The following is a 19898-nucleotide window of genomic DNA, read 5'->3' on the forward strand; positions in this document are numbered from 1 at the left end:
AGCGTGCGCCGCAGCCTCAGAGATTTCACATATGGCACTTCGCAATATCGCGATCATCGCGCACGTTGACCATGGCAAGACGACCCTGGTGGATGAGCTTCTCAAGCAGTCCGGCTCGTTCCGCGAAAATCAGCGTGTCGCTGAACGCGTGATGGACTCGAACGATCTCGAAAAAGAACGCGGCATCACCATTCTCGCCAAGGCAACCTCCGTCGAGTGGAAGGGTGTGCGTATCAACATCGTCGATACGCCCGGCCACGCCGACTTCGGCGGTGAGGTCGAGCGCATTCTCTCGATGGTGGACGGCGCGATCGTTCTCGTCGATGCGTCCGAAGGCCCGATGCCGCAGACCAAGTTCGTCGTCGGCAAGGCGCTGAAGGTCGGCCTTCGCCCGATCGTCGCGATCAACAAGATCGACCGTCCGGACGGCCGCCACGAAGAAGTCATCAACGAAGTCTTCGATCTTTTCGCCAATCTCGACGCGACCGACGAGCAGCTCGACTTTCCGATCCTCTACGGTTCGGGCCGCGACGGCTGGATGAACGTCAATCCGGAAGGGCCGAAGGATGAGGGCCTTGCACCGCTTCTCGACCTGGTGCTCAAGCATGTTCCGGAGCCGACGGTCGAAGAAGGCCCGTTCCGGATGATCGGCACGATCCTCGAAGCCAACCCCTTCCTCGGCCGTATCATCACCGGCCGCATCGCATCGGGCTCGATCAAGCCGAACCAAGCCGTCAAGGTTCTCGGCCAGGACGGCAAGCTGATCGAAACCGGCCGCATCTCCAAGATCCTCGCCTTCCGCGGCATCGAGCGCACGGCAATCGACGAAGCCCATGCGGGCGACATCGTCGCGATCGCCGGCCTCTCCAAGGGTACTGTCGCCGATACGTTCTGCGACCCGGCCGTCTCGGAAGCCATGAAGGCCCAGCCGATCGACCCACCGACGGTCACCATGTCCTTCATCGTCAACGACAGCCCGCTGGCGGGCACCGAAGGCGACAAGGTGACCTCACGCGTCATCCGCGACCGTCTCTTCAAGGAAGCCGAAGGCAACGTCGCCCTGAAGATCGAAGAAGCCGAAGGCAAGGATTCGTTCTACGTGTCCGGCCGCGGCGAACTTCAGCTCGCCGTTCTCATCGAAACCATGCGTCGCGAAGGCTTCGAGCTTGCCGTGTCGCGCCCGCGCGTCGTCATGCACAAGGATGAAAGCGGACAGCTTCTGGAGCCGATCGAAGAAGTCGTCGTCGACGTCGATGAAGAACATTCCGGTGTCGTCGTCCAGAAGATGTCCGAGCGCAAGGCCGAAATGGTCGAGCTGCGTCCGTCGGGCGGCAATCGCCTCCGCCTGCGTTTCTACGCACCGACCCGCGGCCTGATCGGCTACCAGTCGGAACTGCTGACGGATACGCGCGGCACGGCGATCATGAACCGCCTGTTCCACGACTACCAGCCCTACAAGGGCGTGATCGGTGGCCGCGTCAACGGCGTGCTGCTCGCCAATGCTCCCGGCGAAGCCGTCGCCTATGCGATGTTTAACCTGGAAGACCGCGGCCCGATGATCATCGAGCCGGGCGAAAAGGTCTATGCCGGCATGATCATCGGCATCCATACGCGCGATAACGATCTTGAAGTGAATGTCCTGAAGGGCAAACAGCTGACCAATATCCGCGCCGCCGGCAAGGACGAAGCCGTCAAGCTGACGCCGCCGATCCGCATGACGCTCGATCGTGCGCTTTCCTGGATCCAGGAAGACGAGCTGATGGAAGTGACGCCGAAGAATATTCGCCTGCGCAAGATGTATCTCGACGCAAACGATCGCAAGCGTTTCGAAAAGTCGAAAGCGGCTCTCTGAGAGCTTCAAAGCACCCTTTGAAACCCCGGCCTTCGTGCCGGGGTTTTTTATTGTGCGCCGCGCTGATTCCGACTTGTGACAATCGTTAAAAAAGCGTTAAATTTTATCTGTCGTCCACATATCAAGTCTGTGGGCAATCGATCACGATGCGCTGGCTGCATATGGTTAATTGCCTTCGGCGGGACCAGAGTAAACGTTATGAAGACGTTGTCGATCGATGTTCGGCGGGCCGAACCACACGATGCCCGAGCCATATCGGAAACGCACAGGCTTGCCTGGCAGCACACATACGCAGGCATTATCCCGCATCGGGCGCTGACGCAGATGATTGAACGCCGCGGTGAAAACTGGTGGCGCAAGGCGACGCGTGGACCGGCGACGCTCCTGGTTCTCGATGTCGCCGGAACGGTTGCCGGCTACGCGACGCTGGGTCTCAACCGCGCCCGCGCTTTGCCGCAGGAAGGCGAAATCTACGAGCTCTATCTTCGGCCGGAGTATCAGGGCATCGGCCTCGGCCGAATGCTGTTCGGCGAGGCGCGCCGGCTGCTGAAGTCGCTCGGCTGCAACGGGCTGGTCGTCTGGTGCCTCGAGGAAAACGAGACCGCCGGCCGGTTCTACCGCCATCACGGCGGTGTCGATTTCTGCGAAGGCATGGAAAATTTCGACCACAAGCAGCTGAAGAAGATCGGCTTCATCTGGAACTGACCGGCTAGGTCGGTAATCGCCTGCCCCTCTTCGAAAGTTTCGAGTTCTTTGCGCCGATGCCATCACGCATTGGTGATCTCAAATGTTGCGTTGCGAGATGAAACTGATTATCTGGCTGCGAGAAATTCAACCCCGCGGGAGTTCCTATGCGCATCGACGCCATTTCCATCGGTAATAATCCACCTGAGGACGTCAACGTTATCGTCGAGGTTCCGGTCGGCGGCCATCCCATCAAGTATGAAATGGACAAGGAAGCCGGCACGCTGGTTGTCGATCGTTTCCTCTATACGCCGATGACCTATCCGGGCAATTATGGTTTCGTGCCGCACACGCTGTCTGAAGACGGCGACCCGATCGACGTGCTGATCGCCAGCACCCGTCCGCTGGTTCCGGGCTGCGTCATCAATGTGCGCCCGATCGGCGTCCTGAAGATGGAAGACAATTCCGGCAAGGACGAAAAGATCATCGCCGTGCCGTCGCCGAAGCTGACGCTGCGCTATGAGAAGGTCAAGGACTATACCGACCTTCCCGAGATCACGCTGAAGCAGATCGAGCACTTCTTCGAGCACTACAAGGATCTGGAACCCGGCAAGTGGGTGAAGATCTTCGGCTGGGGCGATTCCAAGGAAGCCGGCCAGCTTATCCTCGAAGCCGTCGAGCGCGCCAAGAAGACGAAGGGCTGATTGTTCAGCCTAAAAGCGTTTCAAGCTTTTTTGCCAAATCCTCCGGGTCGCCGTCGATCCGGAGGATTTTTTTGCGCGCGGTGTCGCCGGAGACGAGGCTGATGCTGGATTTGGGGATGCGCAACGATTGGGCGATTAGAAGGATCAGGGCCTTGTTGGCCTTGCCCTTTTCCGGGACGGATGTGACGCGCGCCTTCAGGTGCGTTTCGCCCTCGCCATCCGCCTCGATGCCATCGATCGCGTCACGCCCGCCATTCGGCGTAAGCCGGACGGCGAGGCGGACATGATCATCGAAAAGGCTCCAGGGACGGCTCAAGCGACCAGCGGATACAGCGTTGTCCAAAGCAAGGTGCGCAGGAAGAAAATGATCAGCAGCAGGATGATCGGCGAAATGTCGATGCCGCCAAGGTTCGGCAACCGGCTGCGGATCGGCTTCAGCACCGGTTCGGTGACGTTATACAGGAATGTGCCGACCGAATTGACGAACTGATTGCTGGAGTTGATGACGTTAAAGGCATAGAGCCAGGAAAAAATGGCACTGGCAATCAGGATCCAGGTGTAAATATTCAAAGCCAAATCAATGGTTTGAAACAGCGCAAACATCGTCTTCTCCAATTCGTTGTTGACAGACATGTAGACATTGGCGACTAAACGAGCAAGTGCCGTGTGGGAACGCGCGGTGAATCATGTTTAACGGGCGGCCTTTCAGCTATTCCCGCGCCCGTCTCCTCGGAAAACATCCATGTCGTTTTCGCCCACCGGAGACCGTTTTGCCGCGTTCCGGCATTCGTCCTACACGCGGTTCTTCCTAGCGCGCTTCCTGCTGTCCTTCTCACAGCAGATCGTCAGCGTCGCCGTCGGCTGGCAGATGTACGACCAGACGGGCAAGGCGATCTATCTCGGCCTGATCGGTCTCGTGCAATTCCTGCCGTCGCTGCTGCTCATGCTCGTCACCGGCTCGGTGGCCGACCGGTACAATCGCCGGGCAATCGCCGCCCTCTGCTCGCTGGTGAGTGCGCTCTGCACGCTGGCGCTGCTGATCATGACTGTAATGGGGACTTTCACGCCGCTGCCGGTTTTCGCGGTGCTTCTGATCTTCGGCATCGAACGCGCCTTCATGTCGCCGGCGGTGCAGTCGCTGGCTCCAAATCTGGTGCCGGAGCAGGACCTTTCCAATGCGATCGCCTGGAATTCGTCGTCCTGGCAGCTCGCGGCAATCACCGGGCCGGTGATCGGCGGTCTGCTCTACGGCGTCAGCGCGACGACCGCCTATACGGTGGCGGTGGTCTTTTCCATCCTCGGGGCGGCTCTCCTCTACATGATCCCGAAGCCTGAACAGAAGACGACGGGCGAGGCCAAGAGCTGGGCGATGATCCTCGGCGGTTTCAGTTTCATCCGTGCCGAAAAGGTCGTGCTCGGGGCGATCTCGCTCGATCTCTTCGCCGTTCTGCTTGGCGGCGCGACGGCACTGATGCCGATCTTCGCCCGCGATATCCTGACGCTCGGCCCCTGGGGGCTCGGCCTGCTGCGCGCGGCACCGGGGCTCGGCGCCATCGTCATGGCGATCTTCCTCGCCGCCTATCCGCTCAAACACCGCGCCGGTATCTACATGTTCATCGGTGTTGCCCTGTTCGGTTTGGGAACCATCGTCTTCGGCATCTCGACCAACACCGAAGTCTCGATCGCGGCGCTGGCGCTGATGGGGGCGGCCGACATGGTATCGGTCTATGTGCGCGAGAGCCTGATTGCGCTCTGGACGCCCGATCAGCTGCGCGGCCGCGTCAATGCGGTCAACATGGTCTTCGTCGGCGCTTCGAACGAACTCGGCGAATTCAGGGCGGGCACGATGGCATCGATCTTCGGCGCGGTGCCGGCGGTCGTTATCGGCGGAATCGGAACTTTGGCGGTGGCGGCGATCTGGGCTTCGAGTTTCCCCAAATTGCGCCGGATCGATACGCTCGACGCCCCCAGCACGTGAGATAGGGCGGATACGCAGTCCTCTATGCGGGAAGTGTGATCGAAGAGGCGGCCTTTGCCGGTTTGCCTTCGAAGACGATATCGAGGAATTCGGTCAACCAGGCTTTCAGCGGCGCGTCGAACAGCATGCGGCCTTCGAGGTGTTCGCGGCCCTGCTGGGCGTTCGGCAGGATGAAGCGGTGCGCGCCGTGCACCACCCAGCGATGCATCATCACCCGGGTCAGTTCGGCGTGGAACTGCAGGCCCCAGGCGTTGCCGTGATAGCGGAAGGCCTGGTTCGGATAGGTGTCGCCTTCAGCCAGAAGATCGGCGCCGTGCGGCAGCTCGAAGCCTTCGCGGTGGAAATGATAGACCATCTTCGGCCAATGCATCAGCAGGCGGCCCTTCTCGGTCGGGCGCAGTGGATACCAGCCGATCTCCGTCGAGCCGTCGGCATTCGACTGGACCTTGCCGCCGAGATGACGCACCAGCATCTGCGCGCCGAGACAGATACCGAGATAGGGACGTTTTTCGCGCAAGGGAATGTCGATCCAGCCGATCTCCTTCTTGACGAAGTCGTCAGGATCATTGGCGCTCATCGGCCCGCCGAAGACGACGGCGCCGGCATGGTCTTGAAGCGTCGTCGGCAGCGGTTCGCCGAGAACCGGGCGGCGGATATCGAGACGATAGCCCTTTTCGACGAGCAATTGGCCGACACGGCCGGGGCTCGACCGCTCCTGATGCAGGACGATGAGGATCGGACGCCCGTCGCGGTCCGATTTTTGCTCAGTCGCTATCATCTTGCGCTACCCGGACATCCGTCACCCTGGCGGCCGCTTCCTGCCGCTTCTGGATGCGCTCGCGGGAGGAGACGCCGAGCAGATCGGCGATACGCCAGATCACATGGTCCTCCATTTCGCTGCGTTCGCCATCGGCATAGACGATGTCCCAGAGAATGCCGATCAGCTCCAGCCGTTGCTCGGTATTGAGGTGGCGTTTCAGGTCGGCGGTGAAGCGATAATAATCGACGGCGGTGCTTTCGGCCTCGAGGCCGGCCGCCATCAGGGCATCCAGCTGCTTGCCGTCGAGCGCATATTGCTCCTTCAACAGCTTGCGCAGCCGCTTCTTCTCGCTGGCTTTGATCTGGCCGTCGGCTTCCATGACCTGCATACAGAGGGCGGCCACTGCGATGCGCGGATCGTCAGGGGCAAAACCTTTCTTTGGATGGTCGGCTGTGAGCTTCTGGAAGAAGGCCTGAAAGCGTTCGAACATGCGGTTTTCGTTCCATTTCAGAAAAGGCGGAGCCGTGTCTTGGGTTCCGGGTCCACCCTGGGGTCGCGAACGCCGGGATCATCCGGCAGGCCGCCAAAGAAAGGTTTCGCTTCGCCCGGTGCGGGCGCTTTGCCGCTGGCGGGTTCGACGGGCTTCGGTTTTGCCGGCGCCGGCGCCGGTGCCGGTGCCGGCGTCGGGCGCGCAGCCTCGGCGATCGTCGCGGCGCGTTCCAGTTCGATGATCCGATGGTCGTTGACCGGGCTTTCCGGCCTGACGTCGCGCAGCGGCGGCAAGGTCTTCAGGGCGGTTTCGATCGAGGCAGGCGTCGAACCGTCTTCGAGCGGTCCCTCGATCTGGCCGAAGGGCGCCTTCCATTCGAAGGCGTCGAGGCGGCCGGTCACCGGCGATACCGGCAGCCATTTGTCCGACACGAAACCATCAGCGACCCAGGCCGGATCGCGCGGTGCCTTGAGTGCCTGGGCCAGCCAGTGGCGCACGCGGCCCTGGTCTCCGGTTTCGGCCTCTTCGATGTCGGCCAAAAGCAGGAAGGCGGCTTCGCGCGGCTGCATGCGGGCTGCCGCTTCCGCCTTGGCGCGGGCCTTGGCGAATTCCCGTGCGTCGAGTGCGGCCTGGGCGACGACGAGAAGGGATTCGACGTTGTTCGGGCGCAGCGCCTCCAGCCGTTCGGCGCGCTTCAGCCGGTCGAGCGTGGAATCGCCGCTGCGGGCCCTGACATAGGCCTGGCCGATTTCGGGATGCGGTGTCGATTTCCATGCCTGTTCGAGGATTGAGGCGGCCCTGCGCACCCCGCCTTCGCGAAACAACGCCTTCGCGGCAATGAGGGCTGCCGGAATGAAATCGGCGGCGAGCTTCAGCGCCTGTTGCGCGTCGTCGCGGGCACCCGTCGGGTTGCCTTCCAGCTTTTCGCCGGCGCGCGCCGTCAAGAGGACCGCGTGCAGACGGTTGGCGTCGCCCTTTTCGACGACACGGGCGGCCTTTTGCTGTTCGAGCAGCCGGATCGCATCGTCCCATCGGCCGGCCTGGCTGCGATATTCGAGCGTCGCCTGTGCGGCCCAGGGCAGATAAGGCGCATTGTCTGCAGCCTTCTCGGCATATTGACGGGCGGCCTCGTTGGCCCCGAGGCGGCGGGCCTCCAGATAAAGGCCGCGCAGACCGAGTTCGCGTGTCTCGGGATCGTTGGCCATCGCCTCGAATTTGGCGCGCGCCTCGTCATGGCGGCCTTCGATCAGGGCCGCCTGGGCCTCGAGCAGGTTGATCAGCGGCTCCTGATCGGCGCGGATAAGGCCGCGCGAGCGGGCGGCCATCTTGCGGGCGAGCAGCGCATTGCCGGCGCCGGCGGCGATCAGGCCGGTCGACAACGCCTGATAACCGCGGTCGCGCTTGCGGGCACGGAAATACCGCGTCACCGAATGCGGCGAGGTCCAGACCAGGCGGATGAACCACCAGACGATCATCACGGCGGCGATAAGAGCGATGATCGCGCTAACCGCGACGATTAGCTTGGTCTGGTAGATCTGACCCTCCCAGATCAGCGAGAGGTCGCCTGGACGATCGGCGAACCAGGAGAAGCCATAGGCGAGAAGCAGCACGAAGAGGGCAAAGAGGACAAGGCGGATCAGCATGGTCTCATCCCTCCTTGCCGGTGCCAGAAACGGCTTTCGACAGCGCCCCGCCGACCAGTTCCTCGACGCGGATACGCGCCTCGAGCGATTGCTTGAAGGCGGCGGACGCCTGCTTGCCGGGAGCCGGCAGATTGTTCCATTCGGCGGAAGCAGCCGGCAGATCGCCGCTCTTCACTTTGTCCTCCATGCGGGCGGCGATGGCTTCGACGCTGTCGCCCTCGATATTGCCGACGGGACGGACTGATACCAGCGACTTGGCGCTCGACATCAACCGGTCCGACCAGCTCTCGTTCGGATCCGGCTGGTTGACGGCTTCTATGATCGCCGTGGCAACATCTGGAACTTGACGCATGAGTTCCGCGCGCGAGGGAATGCCGGTCTCGGCAAAGGCTCGGAGGTCGGCAACGGCGGGATCGTCAGGGGCGACGCCGGCGAAAGTATCGAGTTCGGCCAGGAACGGCCCGCCGCGATCGATCGCCGCCTTGAGGGCGGCCGCCGCGATTGCCCGGGCGACGGCAACATCCTCGCGCGGCTCGTTCAGTTTCTTCTCAGCCTCGTCGAGACGCTTGGCGATATCGGCGCCGCTCGTCGTCTGTTGCTCGGAAGACTGGGCGAGCGTGGCGCGCAGCTGGTCGACCTGGCCGGTCAGCTCGGCAATCTTCTGGTTGAGTGCCTCGACATTTGCCGAATCGGCCGGTGCGGCGGCTGCGGGCGCCTTGGCAGTCGTTTCCAGCGCGGCGATGCGCTTTTCAAGCGCGCCGTCATCTGTACTCGCTGGATTGGCGGCAAGATTCGCGAGCGTCTGCTTCAAGCCATCGATCTCCCCGGAAAGATCGGCGATGTCAGGCGATGTCGCCTGCGGCTCGGAGGAACCCGGGAGATAGCCGGCATATTGAATGGCGCCGGCGCCAAGCAGCGCCACCAGGCCGCCGAAGATGCCGGCGGCGATCAGGCCGGAGGTGGCGGCGCGGCGCGGCTGCTCGGGAGGAGGCGCGAAGGCAGGCTCCGGGGCTGCCGGTTCCTCCTCCGGAACGTCCGTTGCAGGCTGGTCCTCTTGTTCGGCTTGTTCGTGTTCGGGTTGCTCCTGCTCGGCCCGTCCCTGTTCGAACTGCGGCGCAGCCTCGGTTTCGGGCGTCACGCCGGCATCGGCGGAGCTGTTGTCGGCGTTGCCGACATCATTCTCAACCGGCTTTTCGGTATCGGCTGCAGAGGCGAAATCCTGTGCTTCGAGGTCGATCGTGACCGGCTCGTCGGCGCTCTTCGAATGGCGTGGCGGGTTTCCCGATACCATGAGGTCCTCTTTATCCTGCATTGCAACGAAACTAGACAGTGATGCCAATTAAGGGAAGAGGTTAGATCAAATTTGGGCGGCTAAAGCATTCAAAGCAGCGACAAAAGACTTTTCTCATCCGGCATCGGCGCAATCGCCGCATTTTTTTTCAGCGCCGCCGGGACAGCCTGCGCGACGGCCTCGCTGAGGCAGAGAAGGCGGATTCCGCTTCCTACCGACAGGGCCGAGCGAAGTTCCGCCACGCCAAAAAAATCGTCAGCTGTCTGCCGGGAATAGAAGAGAACGGCCTGCGGCGGCGTGCCTGCGAAGATAGCCTCGATCTCGGCCGGGCCAGGGGCGACAGGCTGCATGCGGTAACATTCGGCGACGGAAAAGCCGATGCCGAGCTGGCGCAATCCGGCTTCGAACGTTTCCGCACGCGGCGTGCCGGCAAGGTAGAGCAGGCCGTCTGCCGCCTGCGCGGCGACGAGCTCAGCGAGATTGCGGCCGTTGCCGCTAGAGGACGCGACCGATCGGAAGCCGAGGCCGCGCGCTGCCTTGGCCGTTGTCTCTCCAACCGCGAAAAGCGGGCGGGCAAGATGCGGACGGAGTTGTTCGCCGAGAACGGAGATGACCCTGACGGCTTCGGCGCTGGTCACGGCGATCGCGCCGCTGGTTCTTGCAAGCGCGGCTGCGGCTGCGGCGCTGTCGTGCGCCGGCTGGCGTATTGGCAGCAGCAGCGGCTCGTGGCCCATGTCGCGCAGACGTTGTGCGGTTTTCTCAGCCGAATGCGCGGGGCGGGTGACGAGCACGCGCATGGCCGCGTCAGTGCCAGTCGTCGAAAAAGGCGCTGCCGGCCCTTGCGCGCACGTCCTGGCCGGCGCGGGTGCCGAGTGCGGCCGCATCGCGGCGGTGGCCGTCGGTCGTCACCGCATGCTGGCTGCGGCCGTCGGGGGTGATGATGAGGCCGGAGAAGCGGATCAGATCGCCTTCGCAGACGGCATAACCGCCGATCGGCGTGCGGCAGGAGCCGTCGAGCGCGGCGAGGAAGGCGCGTTCGCAGGAGACGGTGTCGAAGGTCGCGGCATCGTTGACCGGCGCCAACAGATCGTCGATCTGAGTGTCGCCGATACGGCTTTCGAGGCAGATCGCCCCCTGCGCCGGCGCCGGCGGGAAGGTGTCGGGGTCGAGAATATCTGTGAGAACCTCGACCTTGCCCAGGCGTTTCAGGCCAGCAAGCGCCAGCAAGGTCGCGTCGACCTGGCCCTCTTCGAGCTTGCGCAGGCGTGTTTCCACCAGGCCGCGGAAGGTCACGACATTGATATCCGGCCGCATGCGGCGGATCAGCGCCTGGCGGCGTAGCGACGACGAGCCGACGGTAGCGCCATGCGGCAGGTCGATCAGTTTGGGCGCGGTGCGGCCGATGACGGCGTCGCGGATATCTTCGCGCGGCAGATAGGCAGAGAGATAGAGGCCTTCGGGCAGCGTCGTCGGCATGTCCTTGGCGGAGTGCACGGCGAAATCCAGCTCGCCGGATACAAGCTGCTGTTCGAGCTCCTCGGTGAAAAGGCCCTTGCCGCCGATCTCGGCCAGCGACCGGTCGGTGATGCGGTCGCCCTTGGTCGTCAGCACGACGATCTCGAACATCTCCTCGGGCAGATGATGCGCCGCCATCAGCCTGTCGCGGGCCTCATGCGCCTGGGCAAGCGCCAGCGGGCTGCCCCGCGTGCCGATCCGGAAAGGTTTTGTTTGCATCCGCTCAGTTCCGTTGTTACCGGAGTTCTCGTAAACGGGTTTCCATCCCATCGCAATCAACGAACAGGCCTCATGGTTCCCTTTCTGCGCATCCTTGGCATCGAAACGAGCTGCGACGAGACCGCGGCGGCGGTCGTCGAGCGCGATGCGGAGGGAAATGCCAACGTGCTCTCCGACGTGGTGCTGTCCCAGCTCGACGAGCATAGCGCTTATGGCGGCGTGGTGCCCGAGATTGCGGCGCGCGCCCATGTCGAGGCGCTGGACGAGCTGATCGAGGAGGCGCTGGACCGCGCCAATGTGTCGCTTGATGAAGTCGACGCCATCGCGGCGACGTCCGGGCCGGGGCTGATCGGCGGGCTGCTGGTCGGATTGATGACCGGCAAGGCGATCGCGAGGGCCGCCGGCAAACCGCTCTATGCGGTCAACCATCTCGAAGGCCATGCGCTGACGGCGCGGCTGACCGACGGACTTGCCTTTCCCTATCTGATGCTGCTCGTCTCCGGCGGCCATACCCAGCTTATCCTGGTGCGCGGCGTCGGCGAGTATCAGCGCTGGGGCACGACGATCGACGATGCGCTCGGCGAGGCTTTCGACAAGACGGCAAAGCTGCTCGGTCTGCCCTATCCCGGCGGTCCGGCGGTGGAACGGATGGCGCGGGACGGCAATCCCGACCGCTTCGCCTTTCCGCGGCCGCTGGTCGGCGAGGCGCGGCTCGATTTCTCCTTCTCCGGCTTGAAGACGGCGGTGCGGCAGGCGGCACAGGATATCGCCCCGCTCAGCGATCAGGATGTGGCCGATATCTGCGCCTCGTTCCAGAAAGCGATTTCGCGGACGTTGAAGGATCGCATCGGCCGCGGCTTGCAGCGGTTCAAGACGGAATTTGCTGCGATCGATGAGAAGCCCGCTCTCGTCGTTGCCGGCGGTGTCGCCGCCAATCTCGAACTGCGCGGCACGCTGCAGGCGCTCTGTGATAAAAATGGCTTCCGCTTCATTGCGCCGCCGCTGCACCTCTGCACCGACAATGCGGTGATGATCGCCTGGGCGGGACTGGAGCGCATGGCGACGGGCGTTGCGCCGGATTCGCTCGACGTCCAGCCGCGTTCGCGCTGGCCGCTCGATTCCAATGCGGAAACGCTGATCGGTTTCGGCAAGAGAGGGGCCAAGGCATGAGCGAAAATATCGCCGTCGTCGGATCGGGAGCTTTCGGAACGGCGCTCGCCGCCGTCATCGCCCTTGCCGGCCGCAGCGCGGTGACGCTTGTCGGGCGCAATCCGTCGCTGATTTCAGATCTGAAGGCCGAACGGCTGCATGACGCGGTGCTGCCTGGCATATCTCTTCCCGATACGCTGGAATTTGCCGCCGAGCCGGAGGCAATCGCCGGCGCCTCCATCGTGCTTTTTGCCATGCCGTCGCAGGCGCAGGCCGATGCGGCCCGGCAATACGGCCCCTATCTCGCCAAGGATGCCATCGTCGTCACCTGCGCCAAGGGCATCGAGCGGGCGACCGGTAATCTTCTGACCGACATGCTGGAACGGGAACTGCCGGACCATGCCGTCGCCGTGCTTTCCGGCCCGGGTTTTGCCGCCGATATCGCCAAGGGCCTGCCGACCGCGATGGCGATTGCGGCTGAGGATATGCAGATCGCCGAGCGGCTCGCCCAGGCGATATCAGGCCGGACCTTCCGGCTTTATGCCTCCAGCGACCGCATCGGCGTGCAGCTCGGCGGCGCATTGAAGAATGTGCTGGCGATCGCCTGCGGCATCGTCGAAGGCGGCGGCATCGGCGATTCCGCCCGTGCGGCGCTGATTGCGCGTGGGCTTGCGGAAATGTCGCGCTTCGTCGTCGCCAAGGGCGGTCAGGCCGATACGGTGCGCGGGCTTTCCGGTCTCGGCGATCTGGTGCTGACGGCAACCAGCCATCAATCGCGAAACCTTCGCTTCGGCATCGCGCTCGGGCGCGGCGAAAAGGTCGATCCGCTGCAGGGCGCGCTGGTGGAAGGCGCGCTTGCCGCCTCCGTCGCCTCGCGGCTTGCCGCGGAGCTTGCAGTCAGCATGCCGATCACCGACGCCGTTTCCGCCATCATCGACGGCAGGCTCGACATAGCAGAAGCGATCGAGCAGCTGATGACGCGCCCCATTACCACCGAATAGGAGACAGACATGCTTTTCGCCCTTCTCTGCAAGGACAAGCCGGGCCATCTGAAAGTGCGCATGGAAACACGGCCGCCTCATCTTGAGTATCTGAACGGGCTGAACGCCGAGGGCACGCTGAAGATCGCCGGCCCGTTTCTCGATGATGAGGGTAAGGCCTGCGGCAGCCTGATTATCGTCGAAGCTGAGACAAAGGAGGCGGCGCGGGCGCTTGCCGATGCCGACCCTTATGCCAAGGCCGGCTTGTTCGAAAGCGTCGAGGTGAAGGCCTACAACTGGGTATTCAACAAGCCGGAGGCGTGAGGCATGGCGCACTGGCTCTATAAATCAGAACCTGCCTCCTGGTCCTGGGAGCAGCAGAAGGCCGCCGGCGAAAAGGGCACGGAATGGACCGGCGTTCGCAACTATCTGGCGCGCAACAACATGCGGGCGATGCAGATCGGCGACAAGGGCTTCTTCTACCACTCCAATGACGGGCTGGAGATTGTCGGGATCGTCGAAGTCTCAGCCCTGTCGCAGCCCGATTCCACCGCCAAGGGCGATCCGAAGTGGGATTGCGTCCACATTCGCGCCGTCATGGACATGCCGAAGCCGGTGACGTTGAAGGACGTCAAGGCGAGCGAGAAGCTTGCCAAGATGTCGCTCGTCACCTCCATGCGGCTTTCCGTGCAGCCGGTGACGGATGACGAATGGGCCGAAGTCTGCCGCATGGGCGGGCTGGACAATCCGCCGCGTTGAAGACCGATCCGGAAGCCTTCATCCGCGCCAATACCAGCGTGATGGCGCCGCCGCATGTGCCGGAGATCTCGCTGCATCTGGCCAGCGAAGCGCATGAGCTCTGGCTGAAGACGGAGGAGGAGCTGGAGGCGACCGGCCTGCCGCCGCCCTTCTGGGCTTTTGCCTGGGCGGGCGGCCAGGGACTGGCGCGCTACGTCCTCGATCATCCGGAGATGGTGCGCGGCAAGCGCGTGCTGGATTTCGCCAGCGGTTGCGGCCTCGTCGGCATTGCGGCTGCGATGGCCGGTGCCCTGGAGGTAACGGCCGCCGATATCGATCCCTGGACGGAGAGCGCGATCCGGTTGAATGCCGAGACCAATGGCGTTGCGCTGGGGTTTAACGGCACCGATCTGATCGGCAAACCCGTCGATGCGGATATCGTGCTTGCCGGCGACGTCTTCTACGACCGCGCGTTTGCCGATGCGCTCATTCCCTGGCTGTCGCGGCTGGCGGTGGAGGGCAAGCTGGTTCTGGTCGGCGATCCCGGCCGCAGCTACCTGCCTCGGGACCGGCTGGAATTCTGCGCGGTTTACGAGGTGCCGGTGACGCGGGCGCTCGAAGACAGCGAAATCAAGAAGACGACGGTGTGGCGGTTCGGTCCCGGCTCAGCCGAATCCAGAGTATGATGCCGAAAAGTGTGAGCGGTTTTCGGGCGATATCATGCTCTAACCCTTTAATTTAGAACAGGATTCAGATTTTAGGCCGACAGGGCCTAAAATCATCGTGTTCTAAGGCCGGATGACGCAGACATTGGCCTCGTAGGTGCAAGGGTCGTCCTGGACGGCGACGTCGATGACCTTTGCCTTCGGGGCCAGCGGCTCGGGCCGCGGCGCGGGATAGAAACCGTAGCCGGCGCCGCCGACATAGGTTCCGCCATCGACCTGATAGACATAGGAAGAGCCGGCATAGTTATCGCCGCCGTCCTCAACCCGTGCCTGAGGCAAGACGACGATGAGGCTGCCGCGGGTCACCCGATCTGTTGCCGCCGACGAAAACTGCTTCAAGAACGGCATCCGCTCTCTGCCGTGCCGGCGGCCATAGCTGTTGTCGAAACGGATGCCGCGATCGCGCCAGCTTGCCCGTTCGCCGAGAAACAATCCGTTGTGAAGGGCGTGGCGATGGGCAAGGAAGCGTTGATCGGGAAAGCGACGGTCGGTGAAGCGATGATCAACACGGCGCTCGCCGGCAGCGGCGGGCAGTGCGGCAAGCGCGGCGAGTGCAAGCAGGGTGACTGCGCATAGACTGCGAAACATGGACGCCGGCCTCCGGAATTCCGATCGTTAACAAATCGTTAACGCCAGATTGCGCCAAAAGCGGCAGCTTGTCCATGCAGCTCGGGAGAACGGCCCAATTATTGAGCCGGAAACACCAGTTTCGTTAGCCTGCAAATTTCGTGGTAACCCCAATCGATTAAATTAAGGCAAGACAGCGATTGTGCTTGTCGTCGGCGTTTCCGGTGATTAAACGTCGCAATTGATGCAACGCACACAGAGAATACGTCATCGTGTGGTTGACTGAGCATGCTCCGAAATCCGGGAGCGCAGAGAAGCCGCCGCGAGGTTCTGATGGCGAACGTGACAAATAACCGGCCCCTGTCGCCGCATTTGCAAATCTACAAACCTATTCCCACCATGGTCATGTCCATCGTCCACCGCATTACCGGTGGCGCGCTGTATGTCGGGACGCTGCTCGTCGCCTGGTGGCTGATCGCAGCGGCAAGCGGCCAAGGCTCCTACGACTGGGCCAACTGGGTGCTCGGCAGCCTTCTCGGCAAGCTCGTGCTGCTCGGCTATACCTGGGCGCTGCTGCACCACATGCTCGGCGGCTTCCGCCACTTCATGTGGGATCTCGGCTACGGCTTCGGGAAGGAATTCTCGACCAAGCTCGCCATTGCCAACATCATCGGGTCGCTCTGTCTGACCGTGCTGGTCTGGGTGATCGGCTTCCTCATTCGCTTCTGAAGGTCCTCTCATGGATATGCGCACCCCCCTCGGCAAGGTTCGCGGGCTCGGCTCCGCCAAGGACGGCACGGACCATTTCTGGCGCCAGCGTCTGACGGCCGTCGCCAATGTTCCACTCATCCTTTTCTTCCTCTTCTTCATGATCGCCTATGCAGGCGCGCCGTATGCGGATGTGGTTCGCGCCTTGTCGAACCCCTTCGTCGCGGTCGTCATGGGACTTATGGTGATTTCAGGCGTCATCCACATGAAGCTCGGCATGCAGGTGATCATCGAGGATTACGTGCACGGCGAGTTCGGCAAGATCGCTCTTCTGATGCTGAACACCTTCTTTGCGATCCTGATCGCCGGCCTCTGTCTCTTCGCCATTCTGAAAATCGCATTCGTAGGATAAGCTCGATATGGCACCGACTTCACCCGCCCAGAACGGCAAGGCCTACAAATATGTCGATCACTCCTACGACGTGATCGTCGTCGGCGCCGGCGGCGCCGGCTTGCGCGCCACGCTGGGGATGGCCGAGCAGGGTTTCCGCACGGCCTGCATCACCAAGGTGTTCCCGACCCGCTCGCACACGGTCGCGGCGCAGGGCGGGATTGCCGCCTCGCTGCGCAACATGACGCCCGACAGCTGGCAGTGGCATCTCTACGACACCGTCAAGGGGTCCGACTGGCTCGGCGACGTCGACGCCATGCAGTATCTGACCATGGAAGCGCCGAAGGCGGTCTATGAGCTCGAGCATTACGGCGTGCCGTTCTCGCGCAACGAGGAAGGCAAGATCTACCAGCGCCCGTTTGGCGGCCATATGCAGAATTACGGCGAAGGCCCGCCGGTGCAGCGCACCTGCGCCGTTGCCGACCGCACCGGCCACGCCATCCTGCACACGCTCTACGGCCAGTCGCTGCGCCACAACGCCGAATTCTTCATCGAGTATTTCGCGCTCGACCTGATCATGTCGGAAGACGGCAGCCGCTGCACCGGCGTTGTCGCCTGGTGCCTCGATGACGGCACGATCCATCGCTTCGCTGCCAAGATGGTGGTGCTGGCGACCGGCGGCTACGGCCGCGCCTATTTCTCGGCAACCTCAGCCCATACCTGCACCGGCGACGGCGGCGGCATGGTGGCGCGCGCGGGCCTGCCGTTGCAGGACATGGAATTCGTGCAGTTCCACCCGACCGGCATCTACGGTTCGGGCTGTCTGATCACCGAAGGCGCACGCGGCGAAGGCGGTTATCTGGTCAACTCCGAGGGCGAACGCTTCATGGAGCGCTACGCGCCGTCGGCCAAGGACCTTGCCTCGCGTGACGTCGTTTCGCGCTGCATGACGCTGGAGATCCGCGAAGGCCGCGGCGTCGGCAAGAACAAGGACCACATCTTCCTGCATCTCGACCATCTCGATCCGGCCGTGCTGCACGAGCGGCTGCCGGGGATCTCCGAGAGCGCCAAGATCTTTGCCGGCGTCGACGTCACCCGCGAGCCGATCCCGGTCCTGCCGACGGTTCATTACAATATGGGCGGCATTCCCACCAATTATTGGGGCGAGGTGCTGAACGCCGACGGCGCCAATCCGGAACGGATCATCCCCGGGCTGATGGCCGTCGGTGAAGCCGGCTGCGCGTCGGTGCACGGCGCCAACCGCCTCGGCTCCAACTCGCTGATCGACCTCGTGGTCTTCGGCCGCGCCGCGGCGATCCGCGCCGGCGAAGTGATCGACCGCGCCGCGCCGATCCCACATCTCAATGTCGCAGCCTGCGACAAGATCATGGACCGTTTCGACGGGCTGCGCCACGCCAGCGGCGCCACGCCAACGGCGGAACTGCGCGAGAAAATGCAGCGCGCCATGCAGGAAGACGCGGCCGTCTTCCGCACCCAGGAATCGCTGGAATCCGGCTGCCGGCGCATCTCGGCGATCTGGCAGGAAATGCGTGATATCAAGGTTACCGACCGCTCGATGATCTGGAACTCGGATCTTGTGGAGACGCTGGAGCTGCAGAACCTCATGGCCAACGCCATCACGACGATCTACGGCGCCGAGGCCCGCAAGGAGAGCCGCGGTTCGCATGCCCGCGAGGATTATACCGAGGGTGCATTTGCCGGCCGCGACGACGTCAATTGGCGCAAGCACACGCTCGCCTGGGTCGGCGAAGCAGGCGACGTCAAGCTCGACTACCGCCCGGTTCACACCCAGCTGATCGCCGAAGGCATCGATCCGTACAAGATCGAGCCGAAGGCTCGCGTGTACTGATCTCAAGAGGAACCGGATATGGTTGAACTCGCTCTCCCCAAGAATTCTCAGATGCGCGAAGGCAAGGTCTGGCCGAAGCCGGCGGGTGCGACAAACACCCGCGAATTCCGCGTATACCGCTGGAGCCCGGATGACGGGCAGAACCCGTCGATCGATACCTTCTACATCGATGTCGACGATTGTGGCCCGATGGTGCTCGACGGCCTGCTGTACATCAAGAACAAGATCGACCCGACGCTGACGCTGCGCCGGTCCTGTCGCGAGGGCATCTGCGGCTCCTGCGCGATGAATATCGACGGTACGAACACGCTTGCCTGCACCAAGGGCCTCGACGATATCACCGGCGCGGTGAAGATCTATCCGCTGCCGCATTTGCCTGTCGTCAAGGATCTGGTGCCTGACCTCACCAACTTCTACGCCCAGCATCGTTCGATCGAGCCCTGGCTGAAGACGGTATCGCCGGCGCCCGCCAAGGAATGGAAGCAGAGCCATGAGGACCGGCAGAAGCTCGACGGTCTTTATGAATGCATCCTCTGCGCCTGCTGCTCGACCTCCTGTCCGAGCTATTGGTGGAACGGCGACCGCTATCTCGGTCCGGCCGTTCTGCTGCAGGCCTATCGCTGGCTGATCGACTCCAGAGACGAGGCCACCGGCGAACGTCTCGACAACCTCGAGGATCCGTTCCGCCTGTATCGCTGCCACACGATCATGAATTGCGCGCAGACCTGCCCGAAGGGTCTCAACCCGGCCAAGGCGATCGCCGAAATCAAGAAGATGATGGTCGAGCGCCGGGTCTGATCAACGTATGCATGCCAATGGCGGAATAGACGGCTTCGATCCCGAAGCCGTCAGAGAGATCAGGTCACGGCTCGCCTCGGTGCGCGAGCAGGGTATCCGTATCGGTTTTGCGATCGAAAGCGGCAGCCGCGCCTGGGGATTTCCGTCGCCCGACAGCGATTATGACTGCCGCTTCGTCTATATCCGTCCCGTCGAGCACCACCTCGCCCTTGCTTCCGTGCGCGATGTCATCGAATTTCCGATCATCGGCGATATCGATACCGGCGGCTGGGATCTGCGAAAGGCGCTGCTGCTTGCGCTCAAGGGAAACGCGGTGGTGGTCGAATGGCTGAAATCGCCGATCGCTTATGAAGAGGAATCGGGTTTTCGCTCGCGTCTCGCCGCGCTGCTCGATCTCATCATGGTGCCGGAAAAGGTCGCTGCTCATTATGTCGGGCTCATGCGGCAGCATTTTCAGAGCCAGGGCGAGGGGGCGATTAAGCTGAAGAAGTTTCTTTATGCCGTGCGTCCGGCCATCGCGCTCGAATGGATGCGCCAGCGTTCGTTTCGCGTGCTGCCACCGATGAATATGCTGGAATGTCTCGAGGCGATCTCGATCGCTCCTGACCTTCGAACGGCGATACTCGATCTCGTGCATGTCAAGAAACAGACGCGCGAAATGGGGGAGGGGCTGCCGCCGATGCTGGTGCAATCCTTTCTGAAGAGCTCGTTCGAGCGTTATTCCGAGATATTGCGGGAGTTCGACCGGGATCCGGATAGAGATCAGCACGCGCAACACCTTGCTGACAAATTCTATGTGCAGGAAGTTTTGCAGCGGGACAGTTGAACTGTATCGT

At 62.7% G+C, this 19898-nt stretch carries 23 protein-coding genes; 14 read left to right on the forward strand and 9 right to left on the reverse strand.

The annotated features are described in order from the left end of the window. Positions 1-31 precede the first annotated feature (31 nt). The 3 genes from typA (at position 32) to ppa (ending at position 3240) form a co-directional block, all read left to right on the forward strand. Entirely contained in the window at positions 32-1852 is a 1821-nt protein-coding gene (gene typA, locus OS035_RS14425) for a translational GTPase TypA (RefSeq protein ID WP_097624930.1), read from the forward strand. A gap of 198 nt (positions 1853-2050) precedes the next feature. Further along, a complete protein-coding gene (locus tag OS035_RS14430) occupies positions 2051-2557 on the forward strand; it encodes a GNAT family N-acetyltransferase (protein ID WP_003582861.1) in 507 nt (168 codons plus the stop codon). A gap of 146 nt (positions 2558-2703) precedes the next feature. Beyond that, on the forward strand, positions 2704-3240 hold the full coding sequence (gene ppa / locus OS035_RS14435) for an inorganic diphosphatase (RefSeq protein ID WP_012559229.1): 537 nt from the start codon (positions 2704-2706) through the stop codon (positions 3238-3240). Between the two features lie 4 nt (positions 3241-3244). Here the strand turns inward: ppa and OS035_RS14440 are convergent, their stop codons facing one another. Together OS035_RS14440 and OS035_RS14445 are read right to left on the reverse strand one after the other, a co-directional pair. Next, positions 3245-3556, reverse strand: coding sequence for a DUF167 domain-containing protein (locus OS035_RS14440; protein WP_331813819.1), 312 nt, complete (start codon positions 3554-3556; stop codon positions 3245-3247). Beyond that, entirely contained in the window at positions 3553-3843 is a 291-nt protein-coding gene (locus OS035_RS14445; protein WP_003543619.1) for a YggT family protein, read from the reverse strand. Before OS035_RS14445 ends, OS035_RS14440 begins: the two co-directional genes overlap by 4 nt. A 139-nt stretch (positions 3844-3982) precedes the next feature. Here OS035_RS14445 and OS035_RS14450 point away from each other — a divergent pair, with 139 nt between their 5' ends. Then, positions 3983-5218, forward strand: coding sequence for an MFS transporter (locus OS035_RS14450; protein ID WP_183778400.1), 1236 nt, complete (start codon positions 3983-3985; stop codon positions 5216-5218). Between the two features lie 22 nt (positions 5219-5240). Here OS035_RS14450 and OS035_RS14455 read toward each other — a convergent pair whose 3' ends face one another. From OS035_RS14455 to hemC, 6 genes are all read right to left on the reverse strand, one after another. Further along, positions 5241-5996 carry a glutamine amidotransferase gene (locus OS035_RS14455; RefSeq protein ID WP_183778398.1) on the reverse strand — a complete coding sequence of 252 codons (756 nt, stop codon included), beginning with the start codon at positions 5994-5996 and terminating at the stop codon, positions 5241-5243. Continuing rightward, entirely contained in the window at positions 5983-6468 is a 486-nt protein-coding gene (locus OS035_RS14460; RefSeq protein WP_003589787.1) for a tellurite resistance TerB family protein, read from the reverse strand. Before OS035_RS14460 ends, OS035_RS14455 begins: the two co-directional genes overlap by 14 nt. 17 nt (positions 6469-6485) lie before the next feature. Beyond that, on the reverse strand, positions 6486-8111 hold the full coding sequence (locus OS035_RS14465; RefSeq protein WP_331813820.1) for a heme biosynthesis protein HemY: 1626 nt from the start codon (positions 8109-8111) through the stop codon (positions 6486-6488). A gap of 4 nt (positions 8112-8115) precedes the next feature. Then, complete coding sequence (locus OS035_RS14470; RefSeq protein ID WP_183778395.1) at positions 8116-9423, reverse strand: COG4223 family protein; 1308 nt, start codon at positions 9421-9423, stop codon at positions 8116-8118. A 68-nt stretch (positions 9424-9491) separates the two neighbouring features. Beyond that, positions 9492-10199: a uroporphyrinogen-III synthase gene (locus OS035_RS14475; RefSeq protein WP_097624923.1), complete on the reverse strand. Its 708-nt coding sequence runs from the start codon at positions 10197-10199 to the stop codon at positions 9492-9494. A gap of 7 nt (positions 10200-10206) precedes the next feature. Continuing rightward, positions 10207-11136, reverse strand: coding sequence for a hydroxymethylbilane synthase (gene hemC / locus OS035_RS14480; RefSeq protein ID WP_131710919.1), 930 nt, complete (start codon positions 11134-11136; stop codon positions 10207-10209). A 72-nt stretch (positions 11137-11208) separates the two neighbouring features. Here hemC and tsaD point away from each other — a divergent pair, with 72 nt between their 5' ends. Genes tsaD through OS035_RS14505 form a run of 5 tightly spaced genes read left to right on the forward strand, consistent with a single transcriptional unit; the run spans position 11209 to position 14689 of the window. Then, entirely contained in the window at positions 11209-12306 is a 1098-nt protein-coding gene (tsaD, locus tag OS035_RS14485; RefSeq protein WP_097624921.1) for a tRNA (adenosine(37)-N6)-threonylcarbamoyltransferase complex transferase subunit TsaD, read from the forward strand. Further along, complete coding sequence (locus OS035_RS14490) at positions 12303-13286, forward strand: NAD(P)H-dependent glycerol-3-phosphate dehydrogenase (RefSeq protein ID WP_097624920.1); 984 nt, start codon at positions 12303-12305, stop codon at positions 13284-13286. Before tsaD ends, OS035_RS14490 begins: the two co-directional genes overlap by 4 nt. Before the next feature lie 9 nt (positions 13287-13295). Beyond that, complete coding sequence (locus OS035_RS14495) at positions 13296-13589, forward strand: YciI-like protein (protein WP_097624919.1); 294 nt, start codon at positions 13296-13298, stop codon at positions 13587-13589. 3 nt (positions 13590-13592) lie between these two features. Beyond that, positions 13593-14024 (forward strand): EVE domain-containing protein, encoded by a 432-nt coding sequence (locus OS035_RS14500; RefSeq protein WP_049733437.1) that lies wholly within the window; start codon positions 13593-13595, stop codon positions 14022-14024. After that, complete coding sequence (locus tag OS035_RS14505) at positions 14021-14689, forward strand: class I SAM-dependent methyltransferase (RefSeq protein WP_097624918.1); 669 nt, start codon at positions 14021-14023, stop codon at positions 14687-14689. The genes OS035_RS14500 and OS035_RS14505 overlap by 4 nt, the downstream gene beginning before the upstream one ends. Before the next feature lie 102 nt (positions 14690-14791). On the opposite strand, the gene OS035_RS14510 is transcribed toward OS035_RS14505, so the two are convergent. Beyond that, complete coding sequence (locus tag OS035_RS14510) at positions 14792-15316, reverse strand: hypothetical protein (protein ID WP_097624917.1); 525 nt, start codon at positions 15314-15316, stop codon at positions 14792-14794. A gap of 312 nt (positions 15317-15628) precedes the next feature. On the opposite strand from OS035_RS14510, the gene sdhC reads away from it, so the two are divergent. The 5 genes from sdhC to OS035_RS14535 are packed head-to-tail and all read left to right on the forward strand — an operon-like array spanning position 15629 to position 19888. After that, complete coding sequence (sdhC, locus tag OS035_RS14515; RefSeq protein ID WP_012559217.1) at positions 15629-16024, forward strand: succinate dehydrogenase, cytochrome b556 subunit; 396 nt, start codon at positions 15629-15631, stop codon at positions 16022-16024. Positions 16025-16034: 10 nt separating this feature from the next. Further along, positions 16035-16415, forward strand: coding sequence for a succinate dehydrogenase, hydrophobic membrane anchor protein (gene sdhD / locus OS035_RS14520; RefSeq protein WP_003567272.1), 381 nt, complete (start codon positions 16035-16037; stop codon positions 16413-16415). A gap of 7 nt (positions 16416-16422) precedes the next feature. Further along, positions 16423-18264 (forward strand): succinate dehydrogenase flavoprotein subunit, encoded by a 1842-nt coding sequence (gene sdhA, locus OS035_RS14525; RefSeq protein WP_097624916.1) that lies wholly within the window; start codon positions 16423-16425, stop codon positions 18262-18264. A gap of 18 nt (positions 18265-18282) precedes the next feature. Continuing rightward, on the forward strand, positions 18283-19062 hold the full coding sequence (locus OS035_RS14530) for a succinate dehydrogenase iron-sulfur subunit (RefSeq protein ID WP_049733450.1): 780 nt from the start codon (positions 18283-18285) through the stop codon (positions 19060-19062). 7 nt (positions 19063-19069) lie between these two features. Beyond that, on the forward strand, positions 19070-19888 hold the full coding sequence (locus OS035_RS14535; protein ID WP_097624915.1) for a nucleotidyltransferase domain-containing protein: 819 nt from the start codon (positions 19070-19072) through the stop codon (positions 19886-19888). Positions 19889-19898 lie beyond the last annotated feature (10 nt).

Origin of the sequence: Rhizobium sp. 268, from assembly GCF_036571585.1 — a bacterium.
In the GTDB taxonomy this organism is placed as follows: domain Bacteria; phylum Pseudomonadota; class Alphaproteobacteria; order Rhizobiales; family Rhizobiaceae; genus Rhizobium; species Rhizobium redzepovicii.